At 72.9% G+C, this 25894-nt stretch carries 18 protein-coding genes; 4 read left to right on the top strand and 14 right to left on the bottom strand.

All coding sequences use genetic code 11. The features are described 5' to 3' along the window. Window positions 1–171 precede the first annotated feature (171 nt). Window positions 172–3687, bottom strand: a complete 3516-nt coding sequence (locus ACYVJJ_RS02440; protein ID WP_460830809.1) for a hypothetical protein — start codon at window positions 3685–3687, stop codon at window positions 172–174. A gap of 10 nt (window positions 3688–3697) precedes the next feature. After that, window positions 3698–11119 carry an Ig-like domain-containing protein gene (locus ACYVJJ_RS02445; protein ID WP_460830811.1) on the bottom strand — a complete coding sequence of 2474 codons (7422 nt, stop codon included), beginning with the start codon at window positions 11117–11119 and terminating at the stop codon, window positions 3698–3700. A 457-nt stretch (window positions 11120–11576) separates the two neighbouring features. Between ACYVJJ_RS02445 and ACYVJJ_RS02450 the strand changes: the two genes are divergently transcribed. Then, window positions 11577–12143, top strand: a complete 567-nt coding sequence (locus tag ACYVJJ_RS02450; RefSeq protein ID WP_460830813.1) for an outer membrane beta-barrel protein — start codon at window positions 11577–11579, stop codon at window positions 12141–12143. 80 nt (window positions 12144–12223) lie between these two features. Here ACYVJJ_RS02450 and ACYVJJ_RS02455 read toward each other — a convergent pair whose 3' ends face one another. From ACYVJJ_RS02455 to ACYVJJ_RS02475, 5 genes are all read right to left on the bottom strand, one after another. Beyond that, window positions 12224–13234 carry an NAD(P)H-dependent glycerol-3-phosphate dehydrogenase gene (locus tag ACYVJJ_RS02455; RefSeq protein WP_460830885.1) on the bottom strand — a complete coding sequence of 337 codons (1011 nt, stop codon included), beginning with the start codon at window positions 13232–13234 and terminating at the stop codon, window positions 12224–12226. 36 nt (window positions 13235–13270) lie between these two features. Beyond that, window positions 13271–13792: a protein-export chaperone SecB gene (gene secB, locus ACYVJJ_RS02460; protein ID WP_460830815.1), complete on the bottom strand. Its 522-nt coding sequence runs from the start codon at window positions 13790–13792 to the stop codon at window positions 13271–13273. A 127-nt stretch (window positions 13793–13919) separates the two neighbouring features. Further along, window positions 13920–14354, bottom strand: a complete 435-nt coding sequence (locus tag ACYVJJ_RS02465; protein ID WP_460830816.1) for a rhodanese-like domain-containing protein — start codon at window positions 14352–14354, stop codon at window positions 13920–13922. 64 nt (window positions 14355–14418) lie between these two features. After that, window positions 14419–14838, bottom strand: coding sequence for a hypothetical protein (locus tag ACYVJJ_RS02470; RefSeq protein ID WP_460830817.1), 420 nt, complete (start codon window positions 14836–14838; stop codon window positions 14419–14421). Window positions 14839–14865: 27 nt separating this feature from the next. Beyond that, a complete protein-coding gene (locus ACYVJJ_RS02475; protein WP_460830819.1) occupies window positions 14866–15360 on the bottom strand; it encodes a YiiD C-terminal domain-containing protein in 495 nt (164 codons plus the stop codon). On the opposite strand from ACYVJJ_RS02475, the gene ACYVJJ_RS02480 reads away from it, so the two are divergent. Both ACYVJJ_RS02480 and ACYVJJ_RS02485 read left to right on the top strand, forming a co-directional pair. After that, window positions 15359–16108, top strand: coding sequence for a uroporphyrinogen-III synthase (locus ACYVJJ_RS02480; RefSeq protein WP_460830820.1), 750 nt, complete (start codon window positions 15359–15361; stop codon window positions 16106–16108). The two genes, ACYVJJ_RS02475 and ACYVJJ_RS02480, sit on opposite strands and share 2 nt — an antisense overlap. Window positions 16109–16328: 220 nt before the next feature. Next, complete coding sequence (locus tag ACYVJJ_RS02485; protein WP_460830821.1) at window positions 16329–17561, top strand: heme biosynthesis HemY N-terminal domain-containing protein; 1233 nt, start codon at window positions 16329–16331, stop codon at window positions 17559–17561. Window positions 17562–17620: 59 nt separating this feature from the next. Here ACYVJJ_RS02485 and ACYVJJ_RS02490 read toward each other — a convergent pair whose 3' ends face one another. Together ACYVJJ_RS02490 and ACYVJJ_RS02495 are read right to left on the bottom strand one after the other, a co-directional pair. Next, the gene (locus ACYVJJ_RS02490; protein WP_460830823.1) at window positions 17621–18643 is read right to left on the bottom strand and encodes a DUF4349 domain-containing protein; all 1023 of its coding nucleotides are present in this window, start codon (window positions 18641–18643) and stop codon (window positions 17621–17623) included. 370 nt (window positions 18644–19013) lie between these two features. Beyond that, window positions 19014–20291, bottom strand: coding sequence for an acetyl-CoA C-acetyltransferase (locus tag ACYVJJ_RS02495; protein WP_460830824.1), 1278 nt, complete (start codon window positions 20289–20291; stop codon window positions 19014–19016). A gap of 102 nt (window positions 20292–20393) precedes the next feature. On the opposite strand from ACYVJJ_RS02495, the gene ACYVJJ_RS02500 reads away from it, so the two are divergent. Next, window positions 20394–21293, top strand: a complete 900-nt coding sequence (locus ACYVJJ_RS02500; protein WP_460830825.1) for a hypothetical protein — start codon at window positions 20394–20396, stop codon at window positions 21291–21293. Window positions 21294–21414: 121 nt separating this feature from the next. On the opposite strand, the gene ACYVJJ_RS02505 is transcribed toward ACYVJJ_RS02500, so the two are convergent. The 5 genes from ACYVJJ_RS02505 to ACYVJJ_RS02525 all read right to left on the bottom strand — a co-directional run bounded on the left by ACYVJJ_RS02505 (window position 21415) and on the right by ACYVJJ_RS02525 (window position 25880). After that, on the bottom strand, window positions 21415–21693 hold the full coding sequence (locus ACYVJJ_RS02505; RefSeq protein WP_460830827.1) for a hypothetical protein: 279 nt from the start codon (window positions 21691–21693) through the stop codon (window positions 21415–21417). Window positions 21694–22257: 564 nt separating this feature from the next. Next, window positions 22258–22755 carry a GNAT family N-acetyltransferase gene (locus ACYVJJ_RS02510; protein ID WP_460830828.1) on the bottom strand — a complete coding sequence of 166 codons (498 nt, stop codon included), beginning with the start codon at window positions 22753–22755 and terminating at the stop codon, window positions 22258–22260. Then, entirely contained in the window at window positions 22755–23315 is a 561-nt protein-coding gene (locus ACYVJJ_RS02515) for a superoxide dismutase family protein (RefSeq protein WP_460830830.1), read from the bottom strand. The genes ACYVJJ_RS02510 and ACYVJJ_RS02515 overlap by 1 nt, the downstream gene beginning before the upstream one ends. A 65-nt stretch (window positions 23316–23380) precedes the next feature. Continuing rightward, entirely contained in the window at window positions 23381–24856 is a 1476-nt protein-coding gene (gene ntrC / locus ACYVJJ_RS02520; protein ID WP_460830831.1) for a nitrogen regulation protein NR(I), read from the bottom strand. After that, window positions 24849–25880: a two-component system sensor histidine kinase NtrB gene (locus ACYVJJ_RS02525; RefSeq protein ID WP_460830832.1), complete on the bottom strand. Its 1032-nt coding sequence runs from the start codon at window positions 25878–25880 to the stop codon at window positions 24849–24851. The genes ntrC and ACYVJJ_RS02525 overlap by 8 nt, the downstream gene beginning before the upstream one ends. Window positions 25881–25894 lie beyond the last annotated feature (14 nt).

Below are 25894 nucleotides of genomic sequence, written 5' to 3' on the forward strand. Positions count from 1 at the left end.
CGACTGCGGTGAAGCGGGCACCCGCGCGGTGGCCTGCGCGGCGCGGCGACCCGTCCACGCGACGCGTTGCCGGCACCAGTGGTTGCCCGCCCGAACACGCGCGTCGCGCAGCACCCGAAACGACGAAGGCCGCCGGTATGCGGCGGCCTTCGCGTGCAGCCCTCCCCCGCCTCAGTAGAAGCCGGCGAGGTTCAGGAAGAAGCCGCGGTGGTCGTACTCGAGGTCGGTCAGGTCGTCGGAAAAATCGGTGAAGTTGTAGCCGACACCGATCTTGAAGTTCCCGCCGAGCTGGCGGTCCACGCCGACGAGCGCGCCGCGGCGGTCACCGCCGTCGCGCACGCCGAGCCAGCGCGCCTCGGCCAGCGCGTCCCACGCGCCCGGCAGGTGGTAACGCACCTGCAGGGCGGCGAAGTCGGCGCGACTGTCGACCCAGCCGCCCGTGCCGCGGCCGAGGCGGTAGTCGCCCCAGCGTGCGGCGAGCTTCGGCGCGACGCTCCAGCGGTCGGCGACCTGGAACACGCCCTCAAGCGCGGCGATCTGCGAGCGCTGGTCGTACGTGGCGCCGCCGTCCTGGCCGAGCGTGGCGACGTCGTAGAGGTAGGTCACCTTGCCGAACAGCGCCTGCCGCGTGCTGTCGTGCGGGCGCCAGGCGAAGCCGACATTGCCCTCGGCGAGCTTCGCGCCGGCGAGCGGGTTGAGCGCGTCGTCGGTGTCGGCATAGTTCGCGCGGGCGGCGATGCGCCAGTCCTCGTTGAGGCGGACCATCAGGTGATTGGTCGTCACCCACTGCTCGCGCTGCTCGGCGCCGGAGTCGCGGCGGTACTCGATCTTGCTCGACCACTGCGTCGAGGCATCGGTACGGCCCGCGCTCAAGGAATAGGCGCGACGCTCGACGAGGCCCGCCGTGGCGGCGAGCTCGCCGTCCATCACCGTGAAGCCGAGCGTCCAGCCGGTCGCCGGGAACAGGTCGAAGCCGAGCGTGTGACTGATGCCCTCGTCGCCGTTCGGCGAGCGGATCGACTGGCTCTCGTTGTAGACGTTGAGCTGGTTCGACAGGCGCCAGCGCTGGCCCAGCGTCCAGCCATTGCGCAGCGTGCGGTCGAACTCGCTCGCCACGCGCGAGGCGGTGGTGTCGGTGCTGTAGGTGTAGGCGCCGTAGAGCGTGTGGTTGTCGCCCAGACGGTACTCGCCGTTGACCTGCGCGGCCTGCCCGCGGCTGCCGCCGCTGATCTCCGCGCCCACGCTCGACTGCTCGCCGAACTGGTACTTGGCACCTAGCGTGAGGCGATCATTGTCCTCGTAGCCGCCCGACGCGTCCGCGCTCGCCTGCGCGACGCCATAGACCTCGAGCGCGCTGCCGATGCGGTGGCGGTAGCTGAGCGCGGCGAGCAGCGCCTGCTGGTCGACGCCGAAGCCGGCCTCGCGCACGCGGCGCAGCTCCATGCCGAGGCGGTTCGCGGCGCCGAGGCGCCAGTCGGCGGTGAGCTGCACGTCGTCGAAGCGCGCGCCGCCGCGCTCGGCACGCGTGGCGCGGCCGAAGACACCGAAGCGCTCGCTGAGCTGGCCGAGGAACTCGGCGCCGTACTCGCGCGTCGGCGTCGCGGTGTCGAAGCGCGCGACCGAGAAGCCGGCGTCGACGTCGCGCCACCAGGCGCCGACGGACCAGTCCTGCGCGGTCCACCCGAGCTCGCGGAAGTTCGCACGCGCTTCCACGGCGCTTGCCGTGCCGTCGCGGGCGCTGTCGACCGGATTGCGCGAGACGAAGCTCAGGCCGCCGTTGTCGGAATAGAACACGGGGGCGGCGGTGGATTCGCTGCGGTGCTGCTCGAGCTTGAGGTAGGTGCCGCGGCCGGCCTGCAGGGTGACGTCGCCGCCGACGAGCGAGTAGTCGTCGCCCGCGCGGTTCTCGTCCACATAGGTGCCGCCGACGGCGACGTGATCGCCGAGCCACTGCTTGGCGCGCACGCCGGCGGAGACGTGGTCGGCGTCGAAGCCCTGCGGGATGTACTCGTAGTCGGCCAGCAGGCGCTGCGTGTAGCCGTCGAGCGGCATGTCGCGCGTCAGCGTGCGCACGTTCTCGCGCGTGACCTGCGCGAGCGGGCGGGTGAGGATCAGGCGGCCCTGCAGCTCGTCGATCTCGTAGTCGCTGCCGCGCACGAGCTCGACGCGCGCCTCGATGCGGCCGGTGCGCTCGTCGCGCACTTCGAGCACGACGTGGTCGGAGCCCGGCAGCAGGTCGGTGTGGCGCAGGTAGTACAGCGAGCCGCCGGTGCCGAGGAATTCGGAATGGCCGGCCGCGGACTGCGCCTCGGCGCCGAACGCACGCAGCTGCGTGCGCGGCTCGCCGAGCTTTGTCGTGCCGCGGCTCGCGTAGTTGAGCGCGGCGCCGTAGAGCGAGCGCTGGTACTGGCCGTGCTCGGTGCCGGTGAGGCCCGTCGAGAAGTTGCCCCACAGCGCCTCGCTGCGGTCCCAGTCGACGCGCACGTAGAGCTGGCCCTGCGTGTCGACGTCGCGGCGCGTGGTCGAGTCGTCGCCGTAGACCGGGTAGTAGGCGTCCGGGTCGAGGCGACGGAACACGTCCTGCGGCGTGGCATCGAGAAAGCCGGTGAACAGGCGGTCGAGCTCGCGCTCGCGCGTGTCGGCCTGCGCGGTGACGAGGTATTTCCCCTTCACCTTGCCCTTCAGGTAGAACGCGAGCCGCCCTTCGGACAGGAAGCCGTCGTCGAAGCGCTCGTCGCCGGCGAGCGGCTCGATGTGGTCGCTGCCGCGGTTTTCCGACAGCGTGACGTCGGCGAGCGCGACGAGGAACAGGTAGCGCCCAGTGACGTCGACGGCGAGCGATGCGGTGTCCGCGCCCGGCTGCGTGCCGACGCGGTACTCGTGGCGGCCCACCGGCTCGAGGAACTCGGCGACGAACGTGCGCTCCGGGGTGACCGGCACGGCCTGGCCGTTGATCGTGACCGGCGTGCCCTGCGGGATGTCGCGCCCGTAGAGGCGCACGCGCGAGCCGTGCAGCGCGATGTTCTGCTGGCGCAGGCCATTGGTGCCCATCGCACCCGCCTGCAGGTCGAGCGTCTCGGCCTGCGCGGCGTCGAGCGACTCGCCGCGGCCGCGCTCGATCGCGATGCGGCGGCCTTCCACGCCACGGCGGTGCTCCTCCGGCGTGACCAGCTGGATCAGCTGCGGATGCGTCTCGTCGACGCCGCCGTCGCGGCCGTAGGCGCGGGTGACGTAGCGCAGCGCATCGCCGGCCTGCGCGAGGCCCGCGGGCAGCGTGCCGTCCCACTCGCCCTGCGGCATCGCGCCGCCGGACAGCGTGACGGTCGCCAGCGGCGTGACGAGGTCGACGTCGGTCTCGCGATAGAGCACGACTTCGATGCGGTCGATGAAGGCCGGGTAGTTCGTGTAGCCGGTGAAGCGCACCGGGCCCTGGATGCGGCCGTCGGCGAACGGCACGGTACCGCCCGCATTGACGCCCAGGCGCGGCGCGGTGAGCGTCGGATCCTCGACCGCCCACACGGTGCCACCGCCCGGCAGCTGCAGGGCGTAGCGCCCCGCAGCGACGAGCGGCGACGCGGTGCCCGGCGCGGTCGCCGGGGCCGCGGTCTGCGCGGCCACCGGCGTCGCGACGCCAGCGGTGAGGATGCCGATCAGCGCGAGATCGAGCAGTTTCATCTTGAGGTTCATGGCTCGTGTCTCAGCGCGTGGCGTCGTTGGAAGCGGCGCCGTCGTCCAGCAGTCGCACGCCGAAGTCGAAGCGGACCGGGATGCCCGGGGTGATGCGGCGCACCAGCGGATTGGCGGTGGTGAACGTGGTGCCCGGCGGCAGCGTCGCGGCGTCGACCTTGAGGATGTAGTTGCGGCCGCGCAGCGGGTTCTGCGCGTCGATTCCGGCCACGTGGTAGCGGCCGTGCACGTCCGTCTCCATCAGCAGGCCCTCGACCGACGCGATGCGCACGCCCGGCAGGCCCGGCTCACCGCTCTGCTGCACGCCGTCGCCGTTCGAATCGACGAAGACCGTGCCGAGGATCAGCGAGTCCTCCGTCAGCGGATCGCCCTCGACGACGACGTCGGCGGTGGCGGTGTTGCTCACGGTGCTGCCCGTCGCGTCGGTGGCGCTGACGCGGTTGACGTGCGTGCCGCGGCCGACGCCGGCGCCGACGCGCAGCACGTAGACGATCGCGGCGCGCTGGCCCACCGCGACATCGATGCCGCCGATGCGCAGCGGATCGGTGCCGGCGAGCACGAAGCGGTCGTCGCCGTCGTCGACGCTCAGCGAGCCCTCGACGAAGGTGAAGCCCGACGGCGGGGTGTCGACCAGCACCGCGCCATTGGCGGGCGCGATGCCGGTGTTCTCGACCACCACCGTGTAGCGCACCAGGTCGCCCACCTTCACCGCGCGCGGCGGCGCGGTCTTGGTCAGGCGCAGCTGCGGCGCGGCGGCAGTGACGGTGATGCTCACCGTGGCGACGTCGCAGACCGGGGTCGGGCGCGAGGTGTCGCAGACGCGGTAGCTGAAGGTCACCGTGCCGATGAACAGCTGCTCCGGCGTGTAGGTGATCGAGCCGTCCGGATTGACCACCGCGGTGCCACTGGAAGGCGGCGTCACGATGCGCACGGAGGCCGGGTCAAGCGGCGCGCCGCCACCGTTGCGGGTGCGGCCCATCACGTCGATGCGCACCGGCCCGGTCTGCGGCGAGGTGATCGTCTCGTCGCGTGCGTCGACCTCGTTCGGGGTGATCGTCACCGTCGCCTGCGCGGTCGCGCAGACGGTCGGATTGACGCGGTCGCAGATGCGATAGGTGAACACGTCGTTGCCGGCATAGTTCACGGCCGGCGTGTAGGTCACCGTGCCGTCGCCGTTCACCGTCGCGCTGCCGTTGGCGGGCACCGCGGTGATGCTGACCGTCACCTGGGTCGAGTTCGCCGGCGCGCCGCCGAGCGTGTCGTTGCCGAGCACGGCGAGCACGACGGCGGTGTTCTGGCGCGTGCTGCCGGTGTCGTTGGTGGCCGCGATCGCCGGGGCGACGACGTTCACCGTCACCGTCGCGGTGTCGCAGTTGGTCGGATTGAGCTGCTCGCAGAGGCGGTAGACCAGCGTGTAGGTGCCGGCCGGCGTACCCGCCGCGACGTTCACCGCGCCGGTCGCCGCATCGAGCGTGACGCCCGGGTTCGACGTCGACACGGTCGACAGCGTGGCCGTCGAGGTGGACGCCGCCGCGCCGCCGAGCGTGTCGTTGCCGAGCACGTTGACGACGTTGGTGGCACCCGCGACGCCGTTCACCGGCGCAGTGGCGTCGTCGACCGCGTCGATCGCGGCCGCGCTCACCGTCACGGTGACCGTCGCCGTATCGCAGTTGGTCGGGTTCAGCACTTCGCAGAGGCGATACACCAGTGTGTAGCTGCCGGCCGGCGTACCCGTCGCAACGACGACCTCGCCGGTCGCGGTGTCGAGCGTGACGCCCGGGTTGGACGTGGACACCTGCGCGAGCGTGGTGTTCGACGCGGTCGGCGTGGCGCCGCCGAGCGTGTCGTTGCCGCGCACGTTGCCACTGCGGCCGCCGGCCGAGCCGACCACCGGGCCGACGGCATCGTCGACGGCGTCGATCGGCGCGGCGGTCACGGTGACCGTCACCGTCGCGGTGTCGCAGTTGCTCGGGTTCAGCACTTCGCACAGGCGGTAGACGAGCGTGTAGCTGCCCGCCGGCGTGCCCGCGGCGACCGCGACCTGACCGGTCGCGGTGTCGAGCGTGACGCCCGGGTTCGACGTGGACACCTGCGCGAGCGTGGTGTTCGACGCCGTCGGCGTGGCGCCGCCGAGCATGTCGTTGCCACGCACGTTGCCGACGCTGCCGCCGGTGGAGCCGACCACGGGGCCGACGACGTCGTCCACCGCGTCGATGGCGGACGCGGTGACCGTGACGGTCGCGACGGCCGTGGTGCAGTTGGTCGGATTGAGCTGCTCGCAGATGCGGTAGGTGAGCGTGTACGTGCCGGCCGGCGTACCGGCGGCCACGTTCACGCGGCCCGTCGCCGGATCCAGCGTGACCGCCGGGTTCGACGTGGACACCTGGCTGAGCGTGACGTTCGACAGCGTCGCCGGCGCACCGTTGACGGTGTCGTTGGCGAGGACGTTCGCGATGCCCACGCCGCCGGCCGCGCCGCCGACGGTGCCGCTGTCGTCGGTCGCGACCAGCGTGGCGGCCGCGACCGTGACCGTCGCGACGGCGTCGTCGCAGTTGGTCGGGTTCAGCGTGTCGCAGATGCGGTAGGTCAGCGTGTACGTGCCGGCCGGCGTGCCGGCGGCTACGGTGACGGCGCCGGTCGAGGTGTTCAGCACGATGCCCGCGTTCGACGCCGGCGTGACGACGGAGATCGCCACGTTCGAGGTCGTCGCGGCGCCGCCGCCGAGGGTGTCGTTGCCGAGCACGCTGGCGATCGCGGTGCCGCCCGCGGCGCCACCGATCGGTGCGGGCGCGGTGTCGTCGACGGCGACGATCGCCGGCGCCGTCACGGTGACGGTGACGGTGGCGGTGTCGCAGTTGGTCGGATTGAGCTGCTCGCAGATCTGGTACGTGAGCACGTAGGTGCCGGCCGGGGTGTTCGGCGCGACGCTCACGTTGCCCGAGGCGTCGAGCGACAGCGGGCCGGCGGTGGCCGGGGTCACGCTGACGTCGGCCGTGCTGGTGGCCGCGCCGCCCAGCGTGTCGTTGACGAGCACGTTGACGACGTTGCTCGCGCCCGTGTTGCCCGGCACCGGGCCGGCCGTGTCGTTCACCGCGTCGATGACGGCGGCGGTGACGGTCACGGTGACCGTGGTCGTCGTGCAGTTGGTGGGGTTGAGCTGCTCGCAGATGCGGTAGGTGAGCGTGTACGGGCCCGCGGGCGTGCCCGGCGCGACGTTCACCGCACCCGTCGCCGGATCGAGCGTGACCGCCGGGTTCGACGTGGACACCTGGCTCAGCGTGACGTTCGCCAGCGTCGCCGGCGTGCCGTTGACGGTGTCGTTCGCGAGCACGTTGGGCACCGCGGTGCCGCCGGTGCGGCCGTTCGCGCTGCCGGCGTCGGTGTTGGCGACGAGCGTGGCGGCGGTGACGGTGACGGTGACGGTCGCGGTGGTGCAGTTGGTCGGGTTGAGCAGCTCGCAGATCTCGTACACGAGCGTGTAGGTGCCCTCGGCCGTGCCGGCCGCGACATTCACGCGGCCGGTGGCCGGATCGAGCGTGACGCCCGGGTTCGACGTCGACACCTGGCGCAGGGCCACGTTCGAAAGCGTGGCCTGCGCGCCGTTGATCGTGTCGTTGGCGAGCACGTTCGGCACGGCGATGCCGCCGGCAGCGCCGCCGACGGAGCCGGCGTCGTTCGTGGCGACCAGCGTCGCCGCCGCCACCGTGACGGTCACGGTCGCGTCGTCGCAGTTGGTCGGGTTGCTGGTCTCGCAGATGCGGTAGTCGATCGTGTACGTGCCGGCCGGCGTGCCGGCGGCCACGGTCACCGCGCCGCTGGCGATGTCGAGCACGACGCCCGCGTTCGAGGCCGGCGTGACGATGGAGATCGTCACCGTCGAGGTGGTCGCGGTGGCGCCGTCGAGCAGGTCGTTGCCGAGCACGCTGGCGACGGCGGTGCCGCCCGCGGCGCCGCCGATGCTGCCGGCGTCGTTCACCGCATCGATCGGGCGCGCGGCGACGGGAATCGCCGGCGTCGTCGAGCTGTCGTTGCCCGGAGTCGGATCGACCGTGCCGGCGGGCGGCGCGATCGTCGCGGTATTCGCGGCGATCGGCGTCGCGGTGGTGGCCGGCGCCGTGCCGCTGATGCTGACGGTGGCGCTCGCGCCGGACAGCAGGTTGAGCGCGAGGCTGACGTCGCCCGTGCCTGAGGTCGCCGAGCAGGCGAGCGCCGGCGCGCAGGTCCACGTCACGCCCGTGAGCTGCGGCGGGACGGTGTCGGTGAGCGTGGCGCCCACGACGGCGGACGGGCCGTTGTTCGTCGCGACGATCTGGTAGGTGACGGTCGAGCCGGTCGGTGCCGGGGTCGCGCTGGTGCGCGTCTTGGCGACGGCGAGGTCGGCGACCGGCGCGGCGGTGCCGCCGTTGCCGGTGGAATCGCCGTTGTTGCCCGGCGTCGGATCGTTCTGGGTCGCCGTGGCCGCCGCGGCGTTGTCGAACGCACCGGAGGCATTGATCGTCGCCGTGACCGTGAGCGTGGCGCTCGCGCCCGAGGCGATCGACGCGATGGTGCACGGCAGCGCAGAGCACCCGCCGCCGGTCACCGAGGTGATCGTGAGGTTGGTCGGCGTGTCGGTGACCTGCACGTTGGTCGCGGTCGACGGGCCGCCGTTGCTGACGACGATCGAATACGTCAGCACCTGGCCGGCGACATAGGGGCCCGGCGTGAGCAGCGTCTTCGACAGGGCGATGTCGGCCTGCGGGGTGATGGTCACCGTCGCGGTCGAGGCATCGTTCGCACCGGTCGGATCATCGGTCGCGCTCGACACCGAGGCGGTGTTGGCGATCGAGGTGCCGCCCGCGGTGTTCGCGGGCACGGCGACGGTCAACGTGAACGTCGCGCTGGCGCCCGCGGCGAGCGACGGGTTGGTCGCGGTGATCGTGCCGCCCGCGCCGACCGCGGGGGTCACGGCGGACCAGCCGGCCGGGGTCGTCAGCGAGACGAACGTGGTGCCCGCCGGGAGCGTGTCGTTGAGCGTCGCGTTCGACGACGCGCTCGGGCCGGCATTGCTCACCGTGATGGTGTACGTGAGGTTCTGCCCCGGGTAGGACGGACCGACCGCGGCGGTCTTGGTGACCGACAGGTCCGCGCTCTCGACGGCCGTGCCACCGTTGCCGCTCGGATCGGTGTTGTTGCCCGCATCCGGATCGCTCACGGTGCTCGTGGCGGTCGCGGCATTGTCGAACGCGCCGGCCGCGTTGATGGTCGCGTTGACGGTGAGCGTGACGCTCGCGCCCGAGGCGATCGACGCGATCGAGCACGGCAGCGCGGAGCACCCGCCGCCGGTCACCGAGGTGATCGTGAGGTTGGTCGGCGTGTCGGTGACCTGCACGTTGGTCGCGGTCGAGGGGCCGGCATTGCTGACGACGATCGAGTACTGCACCGCCTGCCCGCGGCGGTATGGGCCCGCGGTCACGAGCGTCTTGACGAGGGATACGTCGGCACTGGGCGTTACGGTCGTCGTCACCGGGCCGGCGCTGTTGTTCGCCGGCGTCGGGTCGACGGTGCCGGACGGCGCGGCCGCGCTCGCCGAGTTGCTCAGCGTGGTGGCGGCATTGGGGGCGGTGCCGGTGATCGTGAAGACCACCTGCCCGCCCGACGGGAACGTCGGGATCGCGAGCGCGGTGAGGTCGGTCAGGCCGGCCGTATTCGGGCAGACCGCGCCGCCGCTGGCGGAACAGGTGATCGACACGCCGGTGATGGCATTCGGCACGTCGTCGGTGACGGTCGCGCCGTCGGCGGCATCGGGGCCGGCGCTGCTGACGGTCACCGTGTAGCTCATCGCGCCGCCCGGAAGGACGCTGGCGGTACCGGTCTTAGTGATCGAGATGTCGGCGTTGCGCGAGACGCTGAACGTCGAGGGCAGCGTATTGCCGTTGCCCGCGACGCCGCTCGTCGCGCCGACATACGTCACGCCGGCCTGGTTCGCGATGCTGGTGCCGTTCGCCTGGTTGGCGTCGATCGTCACCTGGAAACGCACGACGGTCGCGGAGTCGGAGGGCGCCGGGGTGGCGGAGGCCACGGGCGTGATGCGGCCGCCGACCGTTGCGTTCGCGCCGGTGCCCACGCGGAAGCGGACGGTGCGCGAACCGGCGATGTACTCGGCCTGGTCGTCGCCGCTCGCGTCGCTCTTCGCGCCCGCGTTCGGGCCGCTCACCACCTGCAGCGAGCCCGGCACGTAGGTCACGCCGGCGGGCAGCGGATCGTTGATCACCGTGGCGTCGGAGCTGTCATCGCCGGTATTGCTGAGGTTGATCGTGTAGGTCACGACGTCGCCCGGGCGGAACTGGCCGCCGTTCACGTCGGCCGCCGACTTCGTGAAGTTGGTGACGATCTCCGGCTCGTAGACGTTCGTCTGGAACAGCAGCGTGAGCGGGAAGTAGAAGTCCTGCGTGGTGCTGAAGGTGAGGTTCGCCGACGTCGCATTGTTGGCGATCACGCCCTCGGCCACGCCGATGAAGTCGATGTCCAGGCCGAGGAGGTTGCTCTGCTGCGGCGTGCGGCCCGTCAGCAGGACGCCGAGGCGGCTGTTGGTCGAGTTGAACGAATTCCCCGTGGGATTGACGGCGTCGTCGAGGTTCGTGCCGTTGACCTGGAACTGGTCGCCGGTGAGGGCGTTGTCGCCCTCGAACGCGACCAGGCCGACGCGCGCGCCGACGAGGCCCGTGGCGGGCGTGCGGAAGCCGGTCACCGTCGTGGTGATCGAGGTCGGCGCCGTGGTGTTGATCGTGACCGCGCCATCGAACAGGGTGACGCTGCGCAGCGGTGCGGCGGGATCGCTGACGATCACCACCAGGCTCCAGCCGCCGTAGCGGTCCTGGCCGTTGCCTGCCTGCACGTTGGCGACGGTGTAGTTGCCCGTGCCGCCCGCCGCCACCTGCGCGGTGACGTCGGCGACCGCCGTGTAGCGCGTGGTCTGCACGGTGGAATCGGTGAGCGTCGCCGCGGTGATCGGGGTGTATCCCGCGACCGGCGTCGCGAACTGGACGGTATTGCGCGCTGCGGCGTCCGGTGCCGGCGTCAGCACCGTGCCGGCGGTGCCGGCCGAGGTGTCCGCGCCCCAGTAGAGGAAGGCCCGCAGCACAGTGGCGCCGGCCGGCAGGGTGAAGTTCGCGCGACTGGAATTGAACGTGGTGCCATCGCTGTCGACGTCGATGTGCACCATCGTGAAGCTGTTGTTGTTGCCGCTGCCGTTCTGCGCCGCACAGCCGCCCTGACAGTTCAGGACCGAATTGCCGACGAGGAACGAGTCCACGCGCCCGGTGGTCTGGTAGCGCGAGGTGAACGGTCGATCGACGACCGAGGCCTCGGCGACGGGCAGGATGCCCGCCATCAGGGCGAGGCCGGCGACGGCCTGCAGGGCGAGATGGCGCAGGCGCTGGGTAAGCGTCATGGATTCGACTCGGGCAATTCGCCCGGGGCCGGGCACTGGGGCCGGCCGCGATCGGCCGGAAAAGGCAGGACCAAGGCTCCCCCGTGGCGGACCACGGCCCTGGCGCATGCGCTACGACGTAAGCGGCGGTTCGGATGCGGCCGCGGGCGTGTCGATCGCATGCCGACCGACCACGTGCTGCGAGCAAGTCCCGTGCCACTCGGAGAAGCCCGTCACACTTGGGCCGGACCGCGCTGTCTTCACAGGTTCTTGACGCGACATGACGCGAAGCGTCACATCGAGACCGCGGTACGTCACGGGGGATTAACACTCAGGCCCGGCGTGGCGGGACCCTCAGCACGGCGGCAAGTTCCTGTACCCGCCGGTTCAGCATTAAGGCCGGATTCGGGTCCGGACCGGATACTGCGCTGCACCGACCGCTCCCCGGTCGGCATTCCAATAAGAACGAGGCATCACCATGAAGCGCACTCTTCTCGCCCTCACCCTGCTCGCCGCCCTGCCGTTCGCCGCCTCCGCGGCCGAGGGCGTGTCCTATTCCTATGTCGAGGGCGGCTACACGCGCACCGACATCGACAACAGCGGCACCGACAACGATGCCGACGGCTGGGCGCTGAATGGCTCCGCTGCGATCCATCCGAACTTCCACATCTTCGGCGGCTACTCGAAGCAGGAGATCGGCGATACCGATTTCGACTTCGACCAGACGCGCATCGGCGTGGGCTACAACAAGGAGATCAACCCGCGCGTCGACCTGCTCACCCGCGTCGCCTACGAGAAGTTCGACGCCGGCGCCGGCCTCGACTTCGACGGCTACAGCGTGGAAGCCGGCGTGCGCGGCGCGTTCACCCCGAACTTCGACGGCTATGCGCTCGCCGGCTACGAGGACAGCGAGGAGTTCGAGGGCGACTTCTACGGCCGCGTCGGCGCCAACGTGAAGTTCAACCCGACCTGGGGCCTGAACGGCGACGTCAAGTTCGCCGACGGCGACACGCAGGTCTTCGTGGGCCCGCGCATCTCGTTCTGATCGCGTCGCTCCGCTCCGCGGCAACAAAAAAGCCCGGCTTCGGCCGGGCTTTTTCTTGGCGAGCTGCGTAGTGCGACCGCTCAGTCGAACAGGTCCGCCGGATATTCCGGCTTCTGCTGCCGTGCGAGCAGCTGGCGCAGGCCATCGGCCGGCGTGAGGCGCCCGTGCAGAACGTCGCGCACGGCGCTCGAGATCGGCAGCTCGATGCCGGCGCGGTCCGCCTGGCGCATCACCTCGTCGGCGGTCTGCACCGACTCGACGACCTGCCCGATCTCGCGCACGGCGTCCTCGATCGACTGACCGCGTCCGAGCGCGAGGCCCAGGCGGCGATTGCGCGAGAGATCGCCGGTGCAGGTGAGCACGAGGTCCCCGAGGCCGGCGAGGCCCATCAGCGTCTCGGCCTTGCCACCGATCGCGTGGTTCAGGCGCAGCATCTCGTTGAGCCCGCGCGTGATGAGCCCTGCGCGCGCATTGAGGCCGAGCTGCATGCCGTCGGCGACACCGGTCGCCACCGCGAGCACGTTCTTCATCGCGCCGCCCAGCTCGGCGCCGAGCATGTCGTCGCCGGTGTAGGCGCGGAACGCGGCGCCGTGCAGCGCGCCGGCGACGTCCTGCGCGAACGCGGCATCGTCGCCGTGAACGGTGAGCGCGGTCGGCAGGCCCTGCGCGACTTCCTTGGCGAACGACGGGCCGGTGACCACCGCGAGCGGCACGCCGTCGCCGAGCACTTCACCGGCGACCTCGTGCAGAAAGCGCCCGCTGCCGGGCTCGAAGCCCTTGGTCGCCCACGCAACGCCGGCACTCGCCGGGCGATGCGGCGCGAGCGCGCGCAAGGTCTCCGCGAACGCATGCGAGGGGACCACGACGAGCACGAGGTCGCAGCCGGCGAGCGCGGCGGCGAGGTCGGTCGTCGCGTCGAGCGACTCGGGCAGCGGCAGGCCCTTGAGGTAGCGCGGGTTCTCGTGGCGCTGCGCAATCGCCTCGATGACATCGGCATCGCGCCCCCACAGCACCGGGTGGTGGCCGTGGCGCGCGATCAGCGCGGCGAGCGCGGTGCCCCACGAGCCCGCGCCGAGCACCGCGACGCGCATCGGCGCCGCGGCGGGTTCCGTCGACGTCACGACGCCTTACGCGTTGCCGAGGGCCTCGGCATCGCCGAGCTGGCCCTGCTGGGCGATGCGCTGGCGCAGGCCTTCGGCGTAGAGCGCGTCGAAGTTGATCGGCTGCAGCAGGAACGGCGGGAAGCCGCCGGCCTGGATCAGGTCGGAGATCAGCTGGCGCGCGTACGGGTACAGCACGTTCGGGCAGTGCGTGCCGAGCATCGCGTCGAGCGTCTGCGCGTCGAAGCCGGCGAGGCCGAACACGCCCGCCTGCTTCACCTCGACGAGGTACATCGGCTTGTCGTCGGCATTGCAGGTGAGCGTGATGCCGAGCACCACCTCGAAGGCCGCGTCGTTGAGGCGCGTGACCTGCTGGTTGAGGTTCATCTGCAGCTGCGGCTGCGCGGTCTCGTTGAACACCGCCGGGGCGCCGGGCACCTCGAACGAGACGTCCTTGACGTACAGCTTCTCGACCGTGAACGCCGGAGCGGTCGCCTCGTTCTCGTCGGTGGCGCCGAACTGGGCGTCGTTCTGGGTCTCTTCGGTCATGGTCGTCTCCAACGGGTGCGGCGAGAAAGGGGCGGGATTATGGCACGCGGCCCCGAGCCGGCGCGGGCCGGCGGGCGGTGCCTCGATCAGATGGGGGCGGCCGGCGGAAACGCCAGCGCGGCGGGGCTCAGCGGCCCTTCACCAGCGGGAGATCGGCCTGCTGCCAGGCGGCAACGCCGCCGTCGAGCACGTAGACGTTCGCGAAGCCCGCCTTCTTGAGCTTCGCGGCCGCGGGCCCGGAGGCCGTGCCGATGCGGTCGACCAGCACCACCGGGCGCTCCTTCGCGCCGGCCACGACCTTGTGCTCGGGGCCGAAGGCGCTCGCCTGCACGTTGCGGCTGCCGGCGATGCGGCCCTTGTCGAAGTCGGTCGGCGCCGAGAGGTCGACGACCAGCGCGTCCTCGCGGTTGACCAGCACGGTGAGCTGCGCCGGGGATAGCCCCTTGTACGGCCGCATAAGCCGCGCGACCTCGGTGTAGATCAGCGCGAGCGTCAGGCCGACGAAGCCCAGCGAGAGCATCGGATGGCGGCCGGCGAAGGCGAGGAGTTCTTCGAGGTTCACGGGCGGGGCCGGTCGATCGGGGCGCGGATTGTCGCCCGCGGCGGCGCGCGACGGAAGCGCCGGGCTACTGCCCCGCCCAGAGGTCCGGCAGGCCGCTCGTGTTCCACCAGCGCTTGGTCGCCGCATCGAAGCGCCAGGTCTCGCGGTGGCGCACCGTGCGCTCGGCCTGCGTGTGCCGGCCGATCACCCCGATCTCGATGTCGCGCACCGCTGTGCCGGCGGCCTCGTCGCTGCTCGCGCCGATGTCCCGATAACCCGAGATCTGCACCTGCGCGTAGCGCTCGAGCTCGACCGCGGTCGGCGTGCGCTGCGCGCGCACGGCCGGGTCGACCAGGTTCTGCGCGCCCTCGAAGTTGCCCCAGCGGATCGCGGCCGACCAGGCCGACTGCGCCTCGACGAGGGCATTGCGGTTCGTGGCGGTGCTCGCGCAGCCGGCGAGCACGAAGAGTGCGACGGCGGCGAGGAGTCGGATCAGTCGGGGCATCGCGCCGCTCCGGGGGAAAGCTGCATGCTAGCCCGCCGGGGGGCGCGCGATCGCGGCGAAGCGCGCGGTGAACGTGGTGGCGGGCCGCCCGTCGGGCAGGTCGACGCGCGCGACGAGCTCGGCGCGGCCGCGGCCCTTCTCGGCGAGCGCGCGCAGGAAGCCGTCCCAGTCGCTGCCGGGTGCGAGCGAGGCGGTGGCGACGAGGTCGTCGAAGAGCGGCGCGAGGTAGCGGATCTGGCTGTCGGCCACGTAGATGTCCGCATCGAGCCCGGCCGCATCGACCGCGAGCCAGACGCGCCCCCAGCAGGCGAGCGTCATCAGCGAGGCGAGCGAGCCGCCGAAGGCGCAGCCCTTGTCGTTGACGTTCGCCGCAAGTGGCGCGCGCAGGCGCAGGTGCGTGCCGTCGAAGCCGTCGATCGCGAGCTCCAGCGCGCGCACGGGCGGCATGCCGCGGTAGTGCGACTCGAGGTGCGCGAGCGCGCCTTCGGCGCCTTCCGATCGATGTGCGAAGCTGTCGGCCATGCACGAGTCCCTGTCGACGGGCCCGCGATGGTACGTGATCTCGCTGCGTCCGCGCGGTGGACACGCGGCCCTGCGCGAAGCGGCGCGACGACGCGGACACGGCTTTCTCGCGCTGTCAGTTTCGCGCATCGTGGCGCGCGGCGATGCGACTGCGCGCGCCGCGCTAGCCGATGCGCTCGCTGCGGAGGTCGTCGTCTTCACCAGTCCGGCCGCCGTGCGCGCGGCGGCCTCGTTGCAGCCGCTCGATGCAGTGCCTCAGGCGCTCGCCATCGGCGCCGGCACCGCACGCGCACTGCGTCGCGCCGGTGTCGCACGCGTGCTGCATCCCGCGCGGATGGACAGCGACGGCCTGCTCGCGCTGCCGGTGCTCGACGACGTGGACGGGCGCGCCGTCGGGCTCGTCACCGCACCCGGCGGCCGCGACGCGATCGCACCCTCGCTCGTCGCGCGTGGCGCACGGGTGCGACGCGCCGACGTGTACGAACGCGCGCCCTGCGCACCCCCGGCGACGGCCCTGCGCCAGCTCGACGCATTGGGGGCGCGCGCCGCGATCGCACTGTCGAGCGGCGAGGCGCTCGATGCCCTACTCGCCTGCATGGAGCCGCCGCGCGCGCAGGCACTGCGTCGAGCACGGATCGTCGCGGCGAGCGACCGGCTGGCCGCGCTCGCGCAGGCACGCGGCTTCGTCGACGTAGTGCGTGCGGCAGGCCCTCGGCCGGCGCAGCTGGTCGCGGCCGTGGCCGGCTGACCGGCGCGGCGAGGTTCGCCGGATCGGTCGGCGTAGCGGTGCGGTGGCGCTTCGGCGGCGCGCATGCGCGGTGCTCGGCCGGCATGCCTGCGGCATCCGACGCGCCGGCAACGTGTCGCCCCGCTGAACCGGCCGTCGCCGCGAGCGGCAGTTTCACGGGCTCTCCCCGCACGCCGCGGACACTCGCAGGCATCGACACCGTGCCATCCGGGGCCCCGCCATGCGTCTTCTCCGCAGCCTGTTGATCTGGACCGTCGTTGTCCTCGCCGCCGCGCTCGCCGCGCAGATCCTCCTTCCCGATCCGGGCCTGGTGCTGCTGCGCCAGGGCGGCGTCGACTACAGCACCACCATCCCGCGCGCGCTCGCGATCGGCCTCGCCGCCTTCGCCGGGCTGTGGCTCCTCACGCGCCTGCTGACCGCGCCGGCGGCCGCCCTGCGCCGCCGCCGCGAGCGTGCCGCGCGGGCGCGCCTGTCCGACGGCCTCACCGACCTGCATTACGGCCGCTGGGACCGTGCCGAGCGCACGCTGCTCGCGAACGAGGATCCGGACACGCAGGCCGTCGCGCGCGTGCATGCGGCGCGCGCCGCCGCGGCGCGCGGCGACACCGCGGCGGCGCAGCAGCACCTCGATGCGATCGCGGGCACCCACGCCCCGCTGCGCGCGGTCACGCTCGCCGAGCTCGCCCTGGCACAGGGCCGCACGGCCGAAGCCCTCGACGCGCTCGACACCCCGGCCGCGCAGCCGTTGCCGCCGCGCGGCCTGGTGCTGCGCGCGCAGGCGCTCGCCGACCTCGGTCGATACGACGAGGCCTACGGCATGCTCGGGACGCTGCGCAAGCACGAGGCGATTCCCGCCACCGACCTCGCGCGCTTGGAGTCGCGCTGGGCCCGCGGTGCGCTGGCCTCGGCCGGCGACGGCAACGCACTGGCCTCGCGTTGGGACGCGATACCGAAGGGCCTGCGCCACGATCCGGCGATCGTGGGCGCCTATGCCGAGCGCGCCGCGGCGCTGCACTGGGACGATGCCGCCGCGCGCGCGATCGAGCAGTCGCTCGACCATCATTGGGACGAATCGCTCGCCGCGATGTACGGCCGCCTGTCGATCGGTCGGCTCGACGAGCGCCAGGCGCGCATCGAGCGTTGGCTCGAGCAGCACCCGGGCAGCAGCGGGCTCCTGCTCAGCCGCGCGCGCCTGCAGTACGCGCATGGCGACTGGCGCGATGCGGAGGCGAGCCTGCGGCAGGCGATCGACCGCGGCGCCGGTCCCGAGGCCTGGGAACTGCTCGGCCACGGCTATGCGGCCGGTGGCGACGACAGCCGCGCACGCATCGCGTATGCGAACGCCCTGCGCGCGTCGCGCAACGACAGCCTGATCGAGCTGCCCGTGGGCCATCCGCTGCACGCAACGCCGATGCAGGCGGAGATGCACGGCGGCGGCTCGCGCCTGCAGTAGCGCGTCGGACCGCGCGGCGCGTGGTCGCGCCGCGCAGGCGCCGCGGGGACGCTCGCGGCTCAGGTCCGCGTGGCGTCGCTCCGCGCGCGACGCATCCGGCGAACCGTCCGCAGCAGTGCGACCGCCGCCGCGGCTGCGAGCCACAGCGGCCAGAGGGCGAGCGCGACGATCGCGGCCTCCTGCACCCCACGCCAGCCGGCGGCGAGCGCCCGGCCCGCACGCGCCAAGAAGCCCGGCCCCTCGTGGCGCAGGATCGCGTCGACGTCCGGCCGCTCGCTGCGCCGCACGCGCTCGGGCTGGCGCATCGCGATGTCGAGCGTGGCGAAGGCGACGCGGTCCTCGAAAGTGCGTCGCGCGACCAGGGCCTCGTCGCGCTGAAGTTGCTGATCCGCGCGTGCGCCAATCACGTCGGCCTGCTCACCGGGCTTGCCGCCGCCCACCTGCCCGAGCGCGGCCTGCGCCTGCTGGTGCCGCGCCTGCGCAAGCTGCTGGCGCAGCAGCTCGAACTGCGCGTCGACCGCCGCGAACCGGCGCGCGTCGAGGAACTCGAGCTCCGCGGCAAGCTGGCGCAGGAACGGCTGCGCGCGATCGCTCGGCACGCGCACCTGCACGTCGCCGTGCAGCGTGTAGGTGGCCAGCTCGACGAGCGTGCCGTCGCCGCGCGGCTGGCGGCGCACCTCGGTGACGTCGGTGCGCACATCGTTGCGAGTGACGAAGCCGCCATGGCTCGCGGCGAGGTCCTCGATGCGGCGCGCACTGCGCAGCACGTCGGCGACCTGCCCTTCGACCTGCGCGGTCCGGATGAAGCGGCGCGGGCCGGTGTCCTGGGTGAGCGTGGCGGAGCCCATCGCGTCGGGATCGACGCCGGGGCCGTCGACGCCGGCACGCGGTGCGGGGGCGGCGGGCGCGGATCCGGCTTTCGAGAGATTCGCCGGCGGCATTTCCGCGGAAGTCGCGGCATCCGCCGCGGCCACCTCCGCGTGCTGGGCGGATGCCGCGGAGTCCCGGCGGCTGCAGCCGGCCGACGCGAGCGCGAGGAGGAGAAGGGACGCAGGCAGGGCGATGCGGGCGGGACGGGCCATGGCGGGTTCGGTCGAGGGAGACGGAGGCTCCAACGCGGGAGCCGGCGCGATGGGGTCGCACCGCGTCGATGATCGCGCGTCGGCAGCGGCCGTGCGCGATGCGCAGGTTCTGGCCCGATGTTCGATGTCAGACGAGGATTGCCACCGCGCCCATGCCGCCTGCTGTGCTGAGGGGCGAGACCTCCGCGACCACCGGGCAAGGCACCCGGCGACGCGGGCCGCCCGCGAGCCCGATGCGGAGCCGCCTCACCCGCGAGTTCTGCTGGCCTGTTGCGCGAACGTGATCGGCAGGTCGGATTCGCTGCGGTCGCCCCGTATCCATCGCCGCGACCCCGCGGATACACGGCGCAAAGCCGCGTAGTACGGGATCTCAGCGCTCGAGGATCGCCACCACGCCCATGCCGCCCGCGGTGCAGATCGAGATCAGGCAGCGCCCGCGCCCGCGCGCGGCGAGTTCCTTCGCGGCAGTGGCGACGATGCGCGCGCCGGTCGCGGCGAAAGGATGGCCTGTCGCGAGCGAGGAGCCGTTCGGATTGATCCTCGCGGGATCGATCGGCCCGAGCGCGCGCTCCAGCCCGAGGCGCGTGCGGCAGTAGGCCTCGCTCTCCCACGCCCGGAGTGTGCACAGCACCTGCGCGGCGAAGGCCTCGTGCAGCTCGTAGAAGTCGAAGTCCTGCAGCGCCAGGCCATTGCGCTGGAGCATCTCGGCGACCGCGACCGCCGGCGCCATCAGCAGGCCCTCGCCGGCGACGAAGTCGACCGCCGCCACGTGCACGTCGCGGATCCATGCGAGCGGCGCGAGGCCGCGCTGGTCGGCCCATTCGTTGCTGCTGAGCAGGCAGGCCGCGGCGCCATCGGTGAGCGGCGTCGAATTGCCCGCGGTGAGCGTGCCGCGCCCGCTGTGGCGGTCGAACGCGGGCTTGAGCGTGGCGAGCTTCGCGAGGGTCGTCTCCGGGCGCAGGATGTTGTCGCGCGACACGCCGCGGAACGGCGCGACGAGGTCGGCCATGAAACCGCGGTCGTAGGCGGCGGCGAGCTTCTGGTGCGAGGCGAAGGCGAGCGCGTCCTGGTCCTCGCGCACGATGCCCCATTCCTTGGCCATGTCCTCGCAGTGCTGGCCCATGCTCTTGCCGGTGCGCGGCTCGCCGACGCCGGGGAAATCGGGTTTCAGCTCGCGCGGCGAGAAGCCCCTGAGCGTGCGCAGCTTGTCCATCGGGGTCTTCGCCGCCGCGGCCTTCAGCAGGCGCCCGCGCAGCTTCGCGCCGTAGACGATCGGCACGTCCGAGGTGGTGTCGGACCCGCCGCCGATGCCCGCGTCGATCTGGCCCAGGGCGATCTTGTTGGCGATGTGGCCGATGGTGTCGAGCGAGGTGCCGCAGGCGCGCTGCATCGTGATGCCCGGCGTGAGCGGCGACAGGCCGGACGACAGCGTCGCCTCGCGGCCGAGGTTCCAGTCCGACGAATGCTTGATCACCGCGCCCATCGCGACCTCGCCCAGCCGCTGGCCCTGCAGGCCGTATTTCTCGACCAGCGCGCCGAGGGTGCGCACGGACAGGCCGAGGTTGCCGACGTCGGCATAGGCGGTGTTCTGGCGGCAGAACGGGATGCGGACGCCGCCGATGACGGCGACGGGGCGGAGCAGGCGCATGCGGGGGACCTCGACTCGACGACACGGCCCGCGCAGGGCGCGCGGGCATAATCGGGCCGAGTGTAGCGCCGCCTCCCCGGCCGACCAAACGCCCCCGTACTGATGACTGAACGATCCGCCGCCGATGCCCCCGTCCATGTCCTCGGCGCGCTCGCGCTCGAGCTGCGCGGCGGGCTCGATGCCGCGCCGACGCCGCTCGAGCAGGCCCGCGTCGGCGAGCTCGCCGCGCGCATGGCCGCCGACCTCGCGGGCTTCGCGCCCGGTGCGTCGGCGCTCGACCTCGTCACCGTGGGCATGCACTACGACCCCGTCGAGCTGCTGCGGCCCGGCTGGCCCGTGCACCAGGAGCTCGACGCGCTCGCCGCACGCGCACCCGGACGCGCCGGCGGGCGCGTGATCGCGTTCGGTGCGCACGAGGGCCGGCTGCCGGGCACGCTCGCACCATCGCCGGACTTCGTCGGCGGTCCGCTGCGCCTGGTGCCGTTCGTGCTCGGCGGCGACCCCGCCGATGTCGCGCCGGTCGGCGACCGCTTCGAGCAGGTGCTGCTGGAGACCGGCATGGCCGGCGCGGCGACGGCGCTCGCCGCGCAGGACCTGTTCGACCTGCACGTCGAGCATGCGCGCTACCTCACGGTGCACGACCTCGCCGCGATGATGTCCCTGCAGTACGAGCACGCCGGGCTGGCGCCGCTGTGGCCGGTGATCGAGACCGCGCTGCTCGCCCCGCAGGACGAGGCCTGGCTGGATGCGCCGCCCGAGCCGCTGATCCGCTACGGCGACGGCGAGGCGCGCATCGCGCTGTTCTCGCCGCGCGCCTGGCAGGCGCGCTACGCGCAGGACCTCGACTGCGATGCCGAGGCGAACCGCGAGCAGGCGCTGCGCCAGCATGCGCACTTCCAGGCGCGCCAGCGCCAGCTCGCCGCGGTGCTGCAGGCGCATGGCGTGGCGGTGAACTTCGTGCACTGCGACCCGGGCGCGGACTGCCTCGCCGCGCTCGCCTGAGGCCCGGCGGCGTCGAACGAGGCCGGCATCGCACGCGGCAGCGGCATGCCACGGGATTTCCCGGCCCCTGAACGCGAACGGCCGACCCGAAGGCCGGCCGTCGAACGACACGCGGGGCGCTTTAGAGCGTGCCCATCGCGAGCTTGGCGACGAACATCACCACGCCGGCGCCCGCGGCGACCAGCGCGAGCAGCAGCGGGCTGCGTACCGGATTGATGCCCGCGGCCTGTGCGAGGCCGCCGACGAAGACCGGCATCAGCGCGTCGGTCGCTTCCCACACGTCACGGCCCGACTGCTTGAACGCGAAGGCGAGACCGGCAGTCAGCGCGAGGCTGAACGCGGCGGCGGTCAGGCCGTCCTTCAGCGTGATCTTGCGGAGGGTGGCGCCCATCACCTGCATGGAACTGCTCCTGGAACGGATGCGCCCGCGCGCGGCGACGGGCCTGTGTATCGGTGGAGCCCGGATCGTGCCGGGGCTTGAAACCGGTATCGACCGCGTCAGGCAGGGCTAAAGGGTAAAGGCGTCACGCGCTTTTCACATGAATGGTGGCGGCCCGCGCACGCCCGCGTGACGCGCTCCGCAGAACAGCGGCCGTGTCCGTCGTCCGTGCCGACGAGGCTGCGTGGAAGCGGCCGTTGGTCGTGTCTTGGGGTCGCCCGCCGTAATGCCGGCAGCACACAGTCATTTGCGCGGCGCTCGCGCAGGGAGCACGCATTCGACCCTTCGAGCGGAGTTCAGCCGCGCGAGGCGTTTCCCTCGGTCGCCGTGCTGCGTGGATGCATGGCAGGCCGCGTTCGCGCGGCGCACTCCACGTGTCGATCGGGACCGCATGGCGCCGTGCAACATCGGACGGTCTGCCGATGCATGCGCGATGCGCGCGTCGCCGAACCGTCGAACGACCCAGTCATCGCACTGCGCTACACGCCGACGTGGCGCCGCGCCCCGGTGCGCCGGACGACGCCGTCAGTCGCCGCGGGCGAGCGGCGCCTCGAGGATCCGGTAGCCCGCGTCCGTCATGCCGAGCGCGGCGTACGTGCGCTGCGCGATCGCATTGTCGTGCTCGACGTAGAGCCGCAGCCCGATCACGTCGTCCGTCGCGCGCGCGAGCTTCTCGACGTGTGCGTAGAGCGCGCGGAACACGCCGCCGCGACGATGCGCGGGATCGACGTAGACGCTCTGGATCCACCACCAGTCGCCGCAACGCCAGTCGCTCCATTCGCGCGTGAGCATCAGCGTGCCGACGGCCTGCGCGATCACCTCGCGCCCGGCGACCCCGACCTCGTGCATCGCGACGAAGTACCGCGCCTTCGACGCGTCGGCGATGCCGCGGGTGACGCCTTCGAGCACCGTGGCCGCATCGAGCCGGCGGTGCTCGGTCTCCCAGGCCATCGCGAGCGCCCACTGCGCGAGGCGCTCGGCATCGTCGGCCGTCGCCTCGCGGATGCGCAGCGTGCCGGGCATCAGCGGTGCGCGGCGATCACGCCGCAGGCGACGCGCGCGCCGGAATTGCCCGCGGGCTGCGTCGCGTAGTCGTCGGCCTGCGCGTGCACGACCACCGCGCGGCCGGCGATGTCGCCCGCCGCGGCGCCGCCGAGCGTCACGCCCTGCACGTGCAGGTTCACGCGCGCCACGCCGTTCGCGTCGGCGACGATGTTGGGCATGTCGCCTTCATGGTGCGTGCCGGCGTCCGGCCGGCCGTGCGGCTGGTTCTTCGGATTGAAGTGGCCGCCGGCGCTGGAGGCGTCGGCCGCGCTGCAGTCGCCCTTCTCGTGGACGTGGATCGCATGCGTGCCGCCGCGCGTGAGCCCGCCGATCTCGCCCGTGAAGTGCACGCCGCCGCTCATGGGCATCGCGGTCAGCTTGCCGCTCACGAGGCTGCCGGAGGCCGGCGCGAGGTTGATCGTGGCCGAGCGCGCAGGCGCGGTCGGCGAGGGTTCGACGGCGACGGGCCGCGCCGGGGGCGCGGTGGTCGCGCAGCCGGCGACGAGTACGGCGAGGCAGGCGGCGGGCAGCAGCTTCATGGCGGGGCTCCTCGGTCGGGGGACGCCGCAGCCTAGCGGCGTCCGGGTCAGGTGGCGATGAAGCGTCAGGTGCCGCGCCGGCCCGGGCCGAGCTTGCGGGTCACCGTGTTGCGGCCGAGGCCGAGCAGCGCGGCGGCCTGCGTGCGGCGACCGCCGGTCCGTGCGAGCGCGGCCTCGAGCAGCACATGGTCGAGGCGCTCGCGGGCCCGTGCATGCACGTCGCGCTCGCCAGCGGCGAGTGCGCGGGCGGCCCAGTCGGCGAGCGCGACGTCCCAGGCGTCCGGGCCGTCGGGTGCTCGCAGGGACGATGCATCGCTGCCGTCGCGCGCGTGCGGCGTGGGGGTCGCGAGATCAGCGGACCTGTCGGCGCCCGACACCGGGCCCAGCGCGGTCTCGATGTCGGAGCGCGTCACGCGCTCGGCCGGCGCCAGCGCCGCAAGGCGCCAGCACAGGTTCTCCAGCTCGCGCACGTTGCCGGGCCAGTCGTGCGCGGCGAGCCGCGCGAGCGCATCGCGATCGAGCTGCTTGGGCGCGGCGTCGAAGCGGCGCGCGGCACGTGCGAGGAAGTGCGCCGCGAGCAATGGCAGGTCCTCGCGACGCTCGCGCAACGGCGGCAGGCGCAGGCGAACCACGTCGAGCCGGTGCAGCAGGTCGGCGCGGAACTGGCCGGCACGTGCGCGCGCCTCGAGGTCCTGGTGGGTCGCGGCGAGCACGCGCACGTCGACGCGGATTAGCTCGCGCCCGCCGACGCGGAAGAATTCGCCCTGCGCCAGCACGCGCAGCAGGCGCGTCTGCAGCGCGAGCGGCATGTCGCCGATCTCGTCGAGGAACAACGTGCCGCCGTCGGCCTGCTCGAAGCGCCCGACATGGCGGCGCGTCGCACCGGTGAAGGCGCCGGCCTCGTGGCCGAACAGTTCCGATTCCAGCAGCTCGGCGGGAATCGCCGCGGTGTTGAGCGCGACGAAGGGCCGCTGCGCGCGCGGCGACTCGCGGTGCAGCGCGCGCGCGACCAGCTCCTTGCCGGTGCCCGTCTCACCGGTGACGAGCACCGACAGCGGCGCCTGCGCGAGGCGGCCGATCGCGCGGAACAGCTCGCGCATCGCCGGGGACTGGCCGAGCAGCGCGTCATCCTGGGCCGCGGCCGGCAGGACCGGCGCGGGTGCCGGCTGCGCCGCGCCGAGCACGCGCGTGGCGAGCGCGACCGCCTCGTCGAGGTCGAAGGGCTTGGACAGGAACTCGTGCGCGCCCGCGCGGAAGGCGCCGGCCGTGCTGGCGACGTCGGTGTAGGCGCTCATCACCACGACGGGCAGCTGCGGATGGCGCTGCTTGAGGCGGCCGAGCAGCACGAGCCCGTCCTCGCCCGGCATGCGCACGTCGGTGAAGAGCAGGTCGGGCACGACGACGCCCGCATCGAGCGAGGCGAGCGCGGCGGCGGCGTCGCCGAAGGCCTCGACGCGCCAGCCGGCATCGCGCAGCGCGGTGGCGAGCACCAGGCGGATGCCCGGCTCGTCGTCGACGATCCACAGCAGGGCGTCAGGCATCGGCGGCCTCCGGCCACGGCAACAGCAGGGTGAAGACGGTATGGCCTGGGCGCGAGCGGTAGCTCAGCGCGCCGCGGTGCTCGCGCGCGACCTGCTGCGCGAGCGCGAGGCCGAGGCCGGTACCGTCGGCGCGCCCGGTCACGAGGGGCAGGAACAGGCGTTCGGCGAGGTCGGCCGGCACGCCGCGGCCGTCGTCTGCGATCTCCAGGCGCAGCACGCGCGGCAGCAGCTGCTCGCCGATGCGCGCGCCGTGCTCGATGCGCGTGCGCAGCACCACCTGCGACGCGCCGGCCTCGATTGCATTGCGCACGAGGTTCCACGCCGCCTGCGTGAGGCGGTCGGCATCCCCGTCGATGTCGGGCAGGCTCGGGTCGTAGTCGCGCACCAGCCGCACCGCCCAGCCGGCATCGGCCTCGGCCAGGCGCAGCACGCGCTCGAGCACGGCGTGGATGTTGACGGGCGCATGCGGGCGCGCGGGCGCGGGGCTCAGCAGGCGCTCGAGCAGGTCGCCCAGGCGCGTGGTCTCGGCGTCGATGAGCGCGGTGAGCGCCTGCGCATCGGCATCGCGCGGATCGAGCCGGCGCCCGAGCAGTTGCGCGGCACCCTTGAGTCCGGCGAGCGGGTTGCGCAGCTCGTGGGCGAGCCCGCGCAGCGCGGCGGTGAGCGCGGACGGCAGGCGTGCGGGATCGTCGTCGGGGAATTCGTCGACCGGATGCGCCTCCAGCAGCCAGCCGTCGGGCTGCCGGCTGAGCCAGCCGTCGCAGAAGCGCTCGGCACCGTCGGGGTGGCGCAGGCTCAGGCGGCGCAGGCGCAGCGGTGCATCGGTGGGTGCCGCGGGCCGGGCGAGCGCCGCGTCGAGGCCACCCTCGGCGGCGAGCGCGGCGAGCGGCAGGCCGGCGAGCCGGCGCGCGCCGACGCCGAGCCAGCGCGCGAACGCCAGGTTGCAGCCGGCGAGACGACCCGCCGCGTCGGCCCAGGCGAGCGGCGTGGCGAGGTGGTCGGCATCGGGCGGCGCGCTCGGCATTGCACCATCGTAGT

The sequence above is a fragment of the Lysobacter humi (ex Lee et al. 2017) genome (assembly GCF_054781815.1).

Excerpts from the sequence above, each read along its gene's own strand:
- ACYVJJ_RS02515 (WP_460830830.1), bottom strand. The coding sequence starts at position 23,315 with ATGAAGCTGCTGCCCGCCGCCTGCCTCGCCGTACTCGTCGCCGGCTGC.
- ACYVJJ_RS02490 (WP_460830823.1), bottom strand. The coding sequence starts at position 18,643 with ATGGCCCGTCCCGCCCGCATCGCCCTGCCTGCGTCCCTTCTCCTCCTC.
- ACYVJJ_RS02470 (WP_460830817.1), bottom strand. The coding sequence starts at position 14,838 with ATGCCCCGACTGATCCGACTCCTCGCCGCCGTCGCACTCTTCGTGCTC.
- ACYVJJ_RS02485 (WP_460830821.1), top strand. The coding sequence starts at position 16,329 with ATGCGTCTTCTCCGCAGCCTGTTGATCTGGACCGTCGTTGTCCTCGCC.
- ACYVJJ_RS02455 (WP_460830885.1), bottom strand. The coding sequence starts at position 13,234 with ATGCGCGTCGCGGTGCTCGGCGCGGGCTCGTGGGGCACCGCGCTCGCC.
- ACYVJJ_RS02510 (WP_460830828.1), bottom strand. The coding sequence starts at position 22,755 with ATGCCCGGCACGCTGCGCATCCGCGAGGCGACGGCCGACGATGCCGAG.
- ntrC (WP_460830831.1), bottom strand. The coding sequence starts at position 24,856 with ATGCCTGACGCCCTGCTGTGGATCGTCGACGACGAGCCGGGCATCCGC.
- ACYVJJ_RS02505 (WP_460830827.1), bottom strand. The coding sequence starts at position 21,693 with ATGCAGGTGATGGGCGCCACCCTCCGCAAGATCACGCTGAAGGACGGC.
- ACYVJJ_RS02450 (WP_460830813.1), top strand. The coding sequence starts at position 11,577 with ATGAAGCGCACTCTTCTCGCCCTCACCCTGCTCGCCGCCCTGCCGTTC.
- ACYVJJ_RS02500 (WP_460830825.1), top strand. The coding sequence starts at position 20,394 with ATGACTGAACGATCCGCCGCCGATGCCCCCGTCCATGTCCTCGGCGCG.
- ACYVJJ_RS02475 (WP_460830819.1), bottom strand. The coding sequence starts at position 15,360 with ATGGCCGACAGCTTCGCACATCGATCGGAAGGCGCCGAAGGCGCGCTC.
- ACYVJJ_RS02445 (WP_460830811.1), bottom strand. The coding sequence starts at position 11,119 with ATGACGCTTACCCAGCGCCTGCGCCATCTCGCCCTGCAGGCCGTCGCC.
- ACYVJJ_RS02525 (WP_460830832.1), bottom strand. The coding sequence starts at position 25,880 with ATGCCGAGCGCGCCGCCCGATGCCGACCACCTCGCCACGCCGCTCGCC.
- secB (WP_460830815.1), bottom strand. The coding sequence starts at position 13,792 with ATGACCGAAGAGACCCAGAACGACGCCCAGTTCGGCGCCACCGACGAG.
- ACYVJJ_RS02440 (WP_460830809.1), bottom strand. The coding sequence starts at position 3,687 with ATGAACCTCAAGATGAAACTGCTCGATCTCGCGCTGATCGGCATCCTC.
- ACYVJJ_RS02480 (WP_460830820.1), top strand. The coding sequence starts at position 15,359 with ATGCACGAGTCCCTGTCGACGGGCCCGCGATGGTACGTGATCTCGCTG.
- ACYVJJ_RS02495 (WP_460830824.1), bottom strand. The coding sequence starts at position 20,291 with ATGCGCCTGCTCCGCCCCGTCGCCGTCATCGGCGGCGTCCGCATCCCG.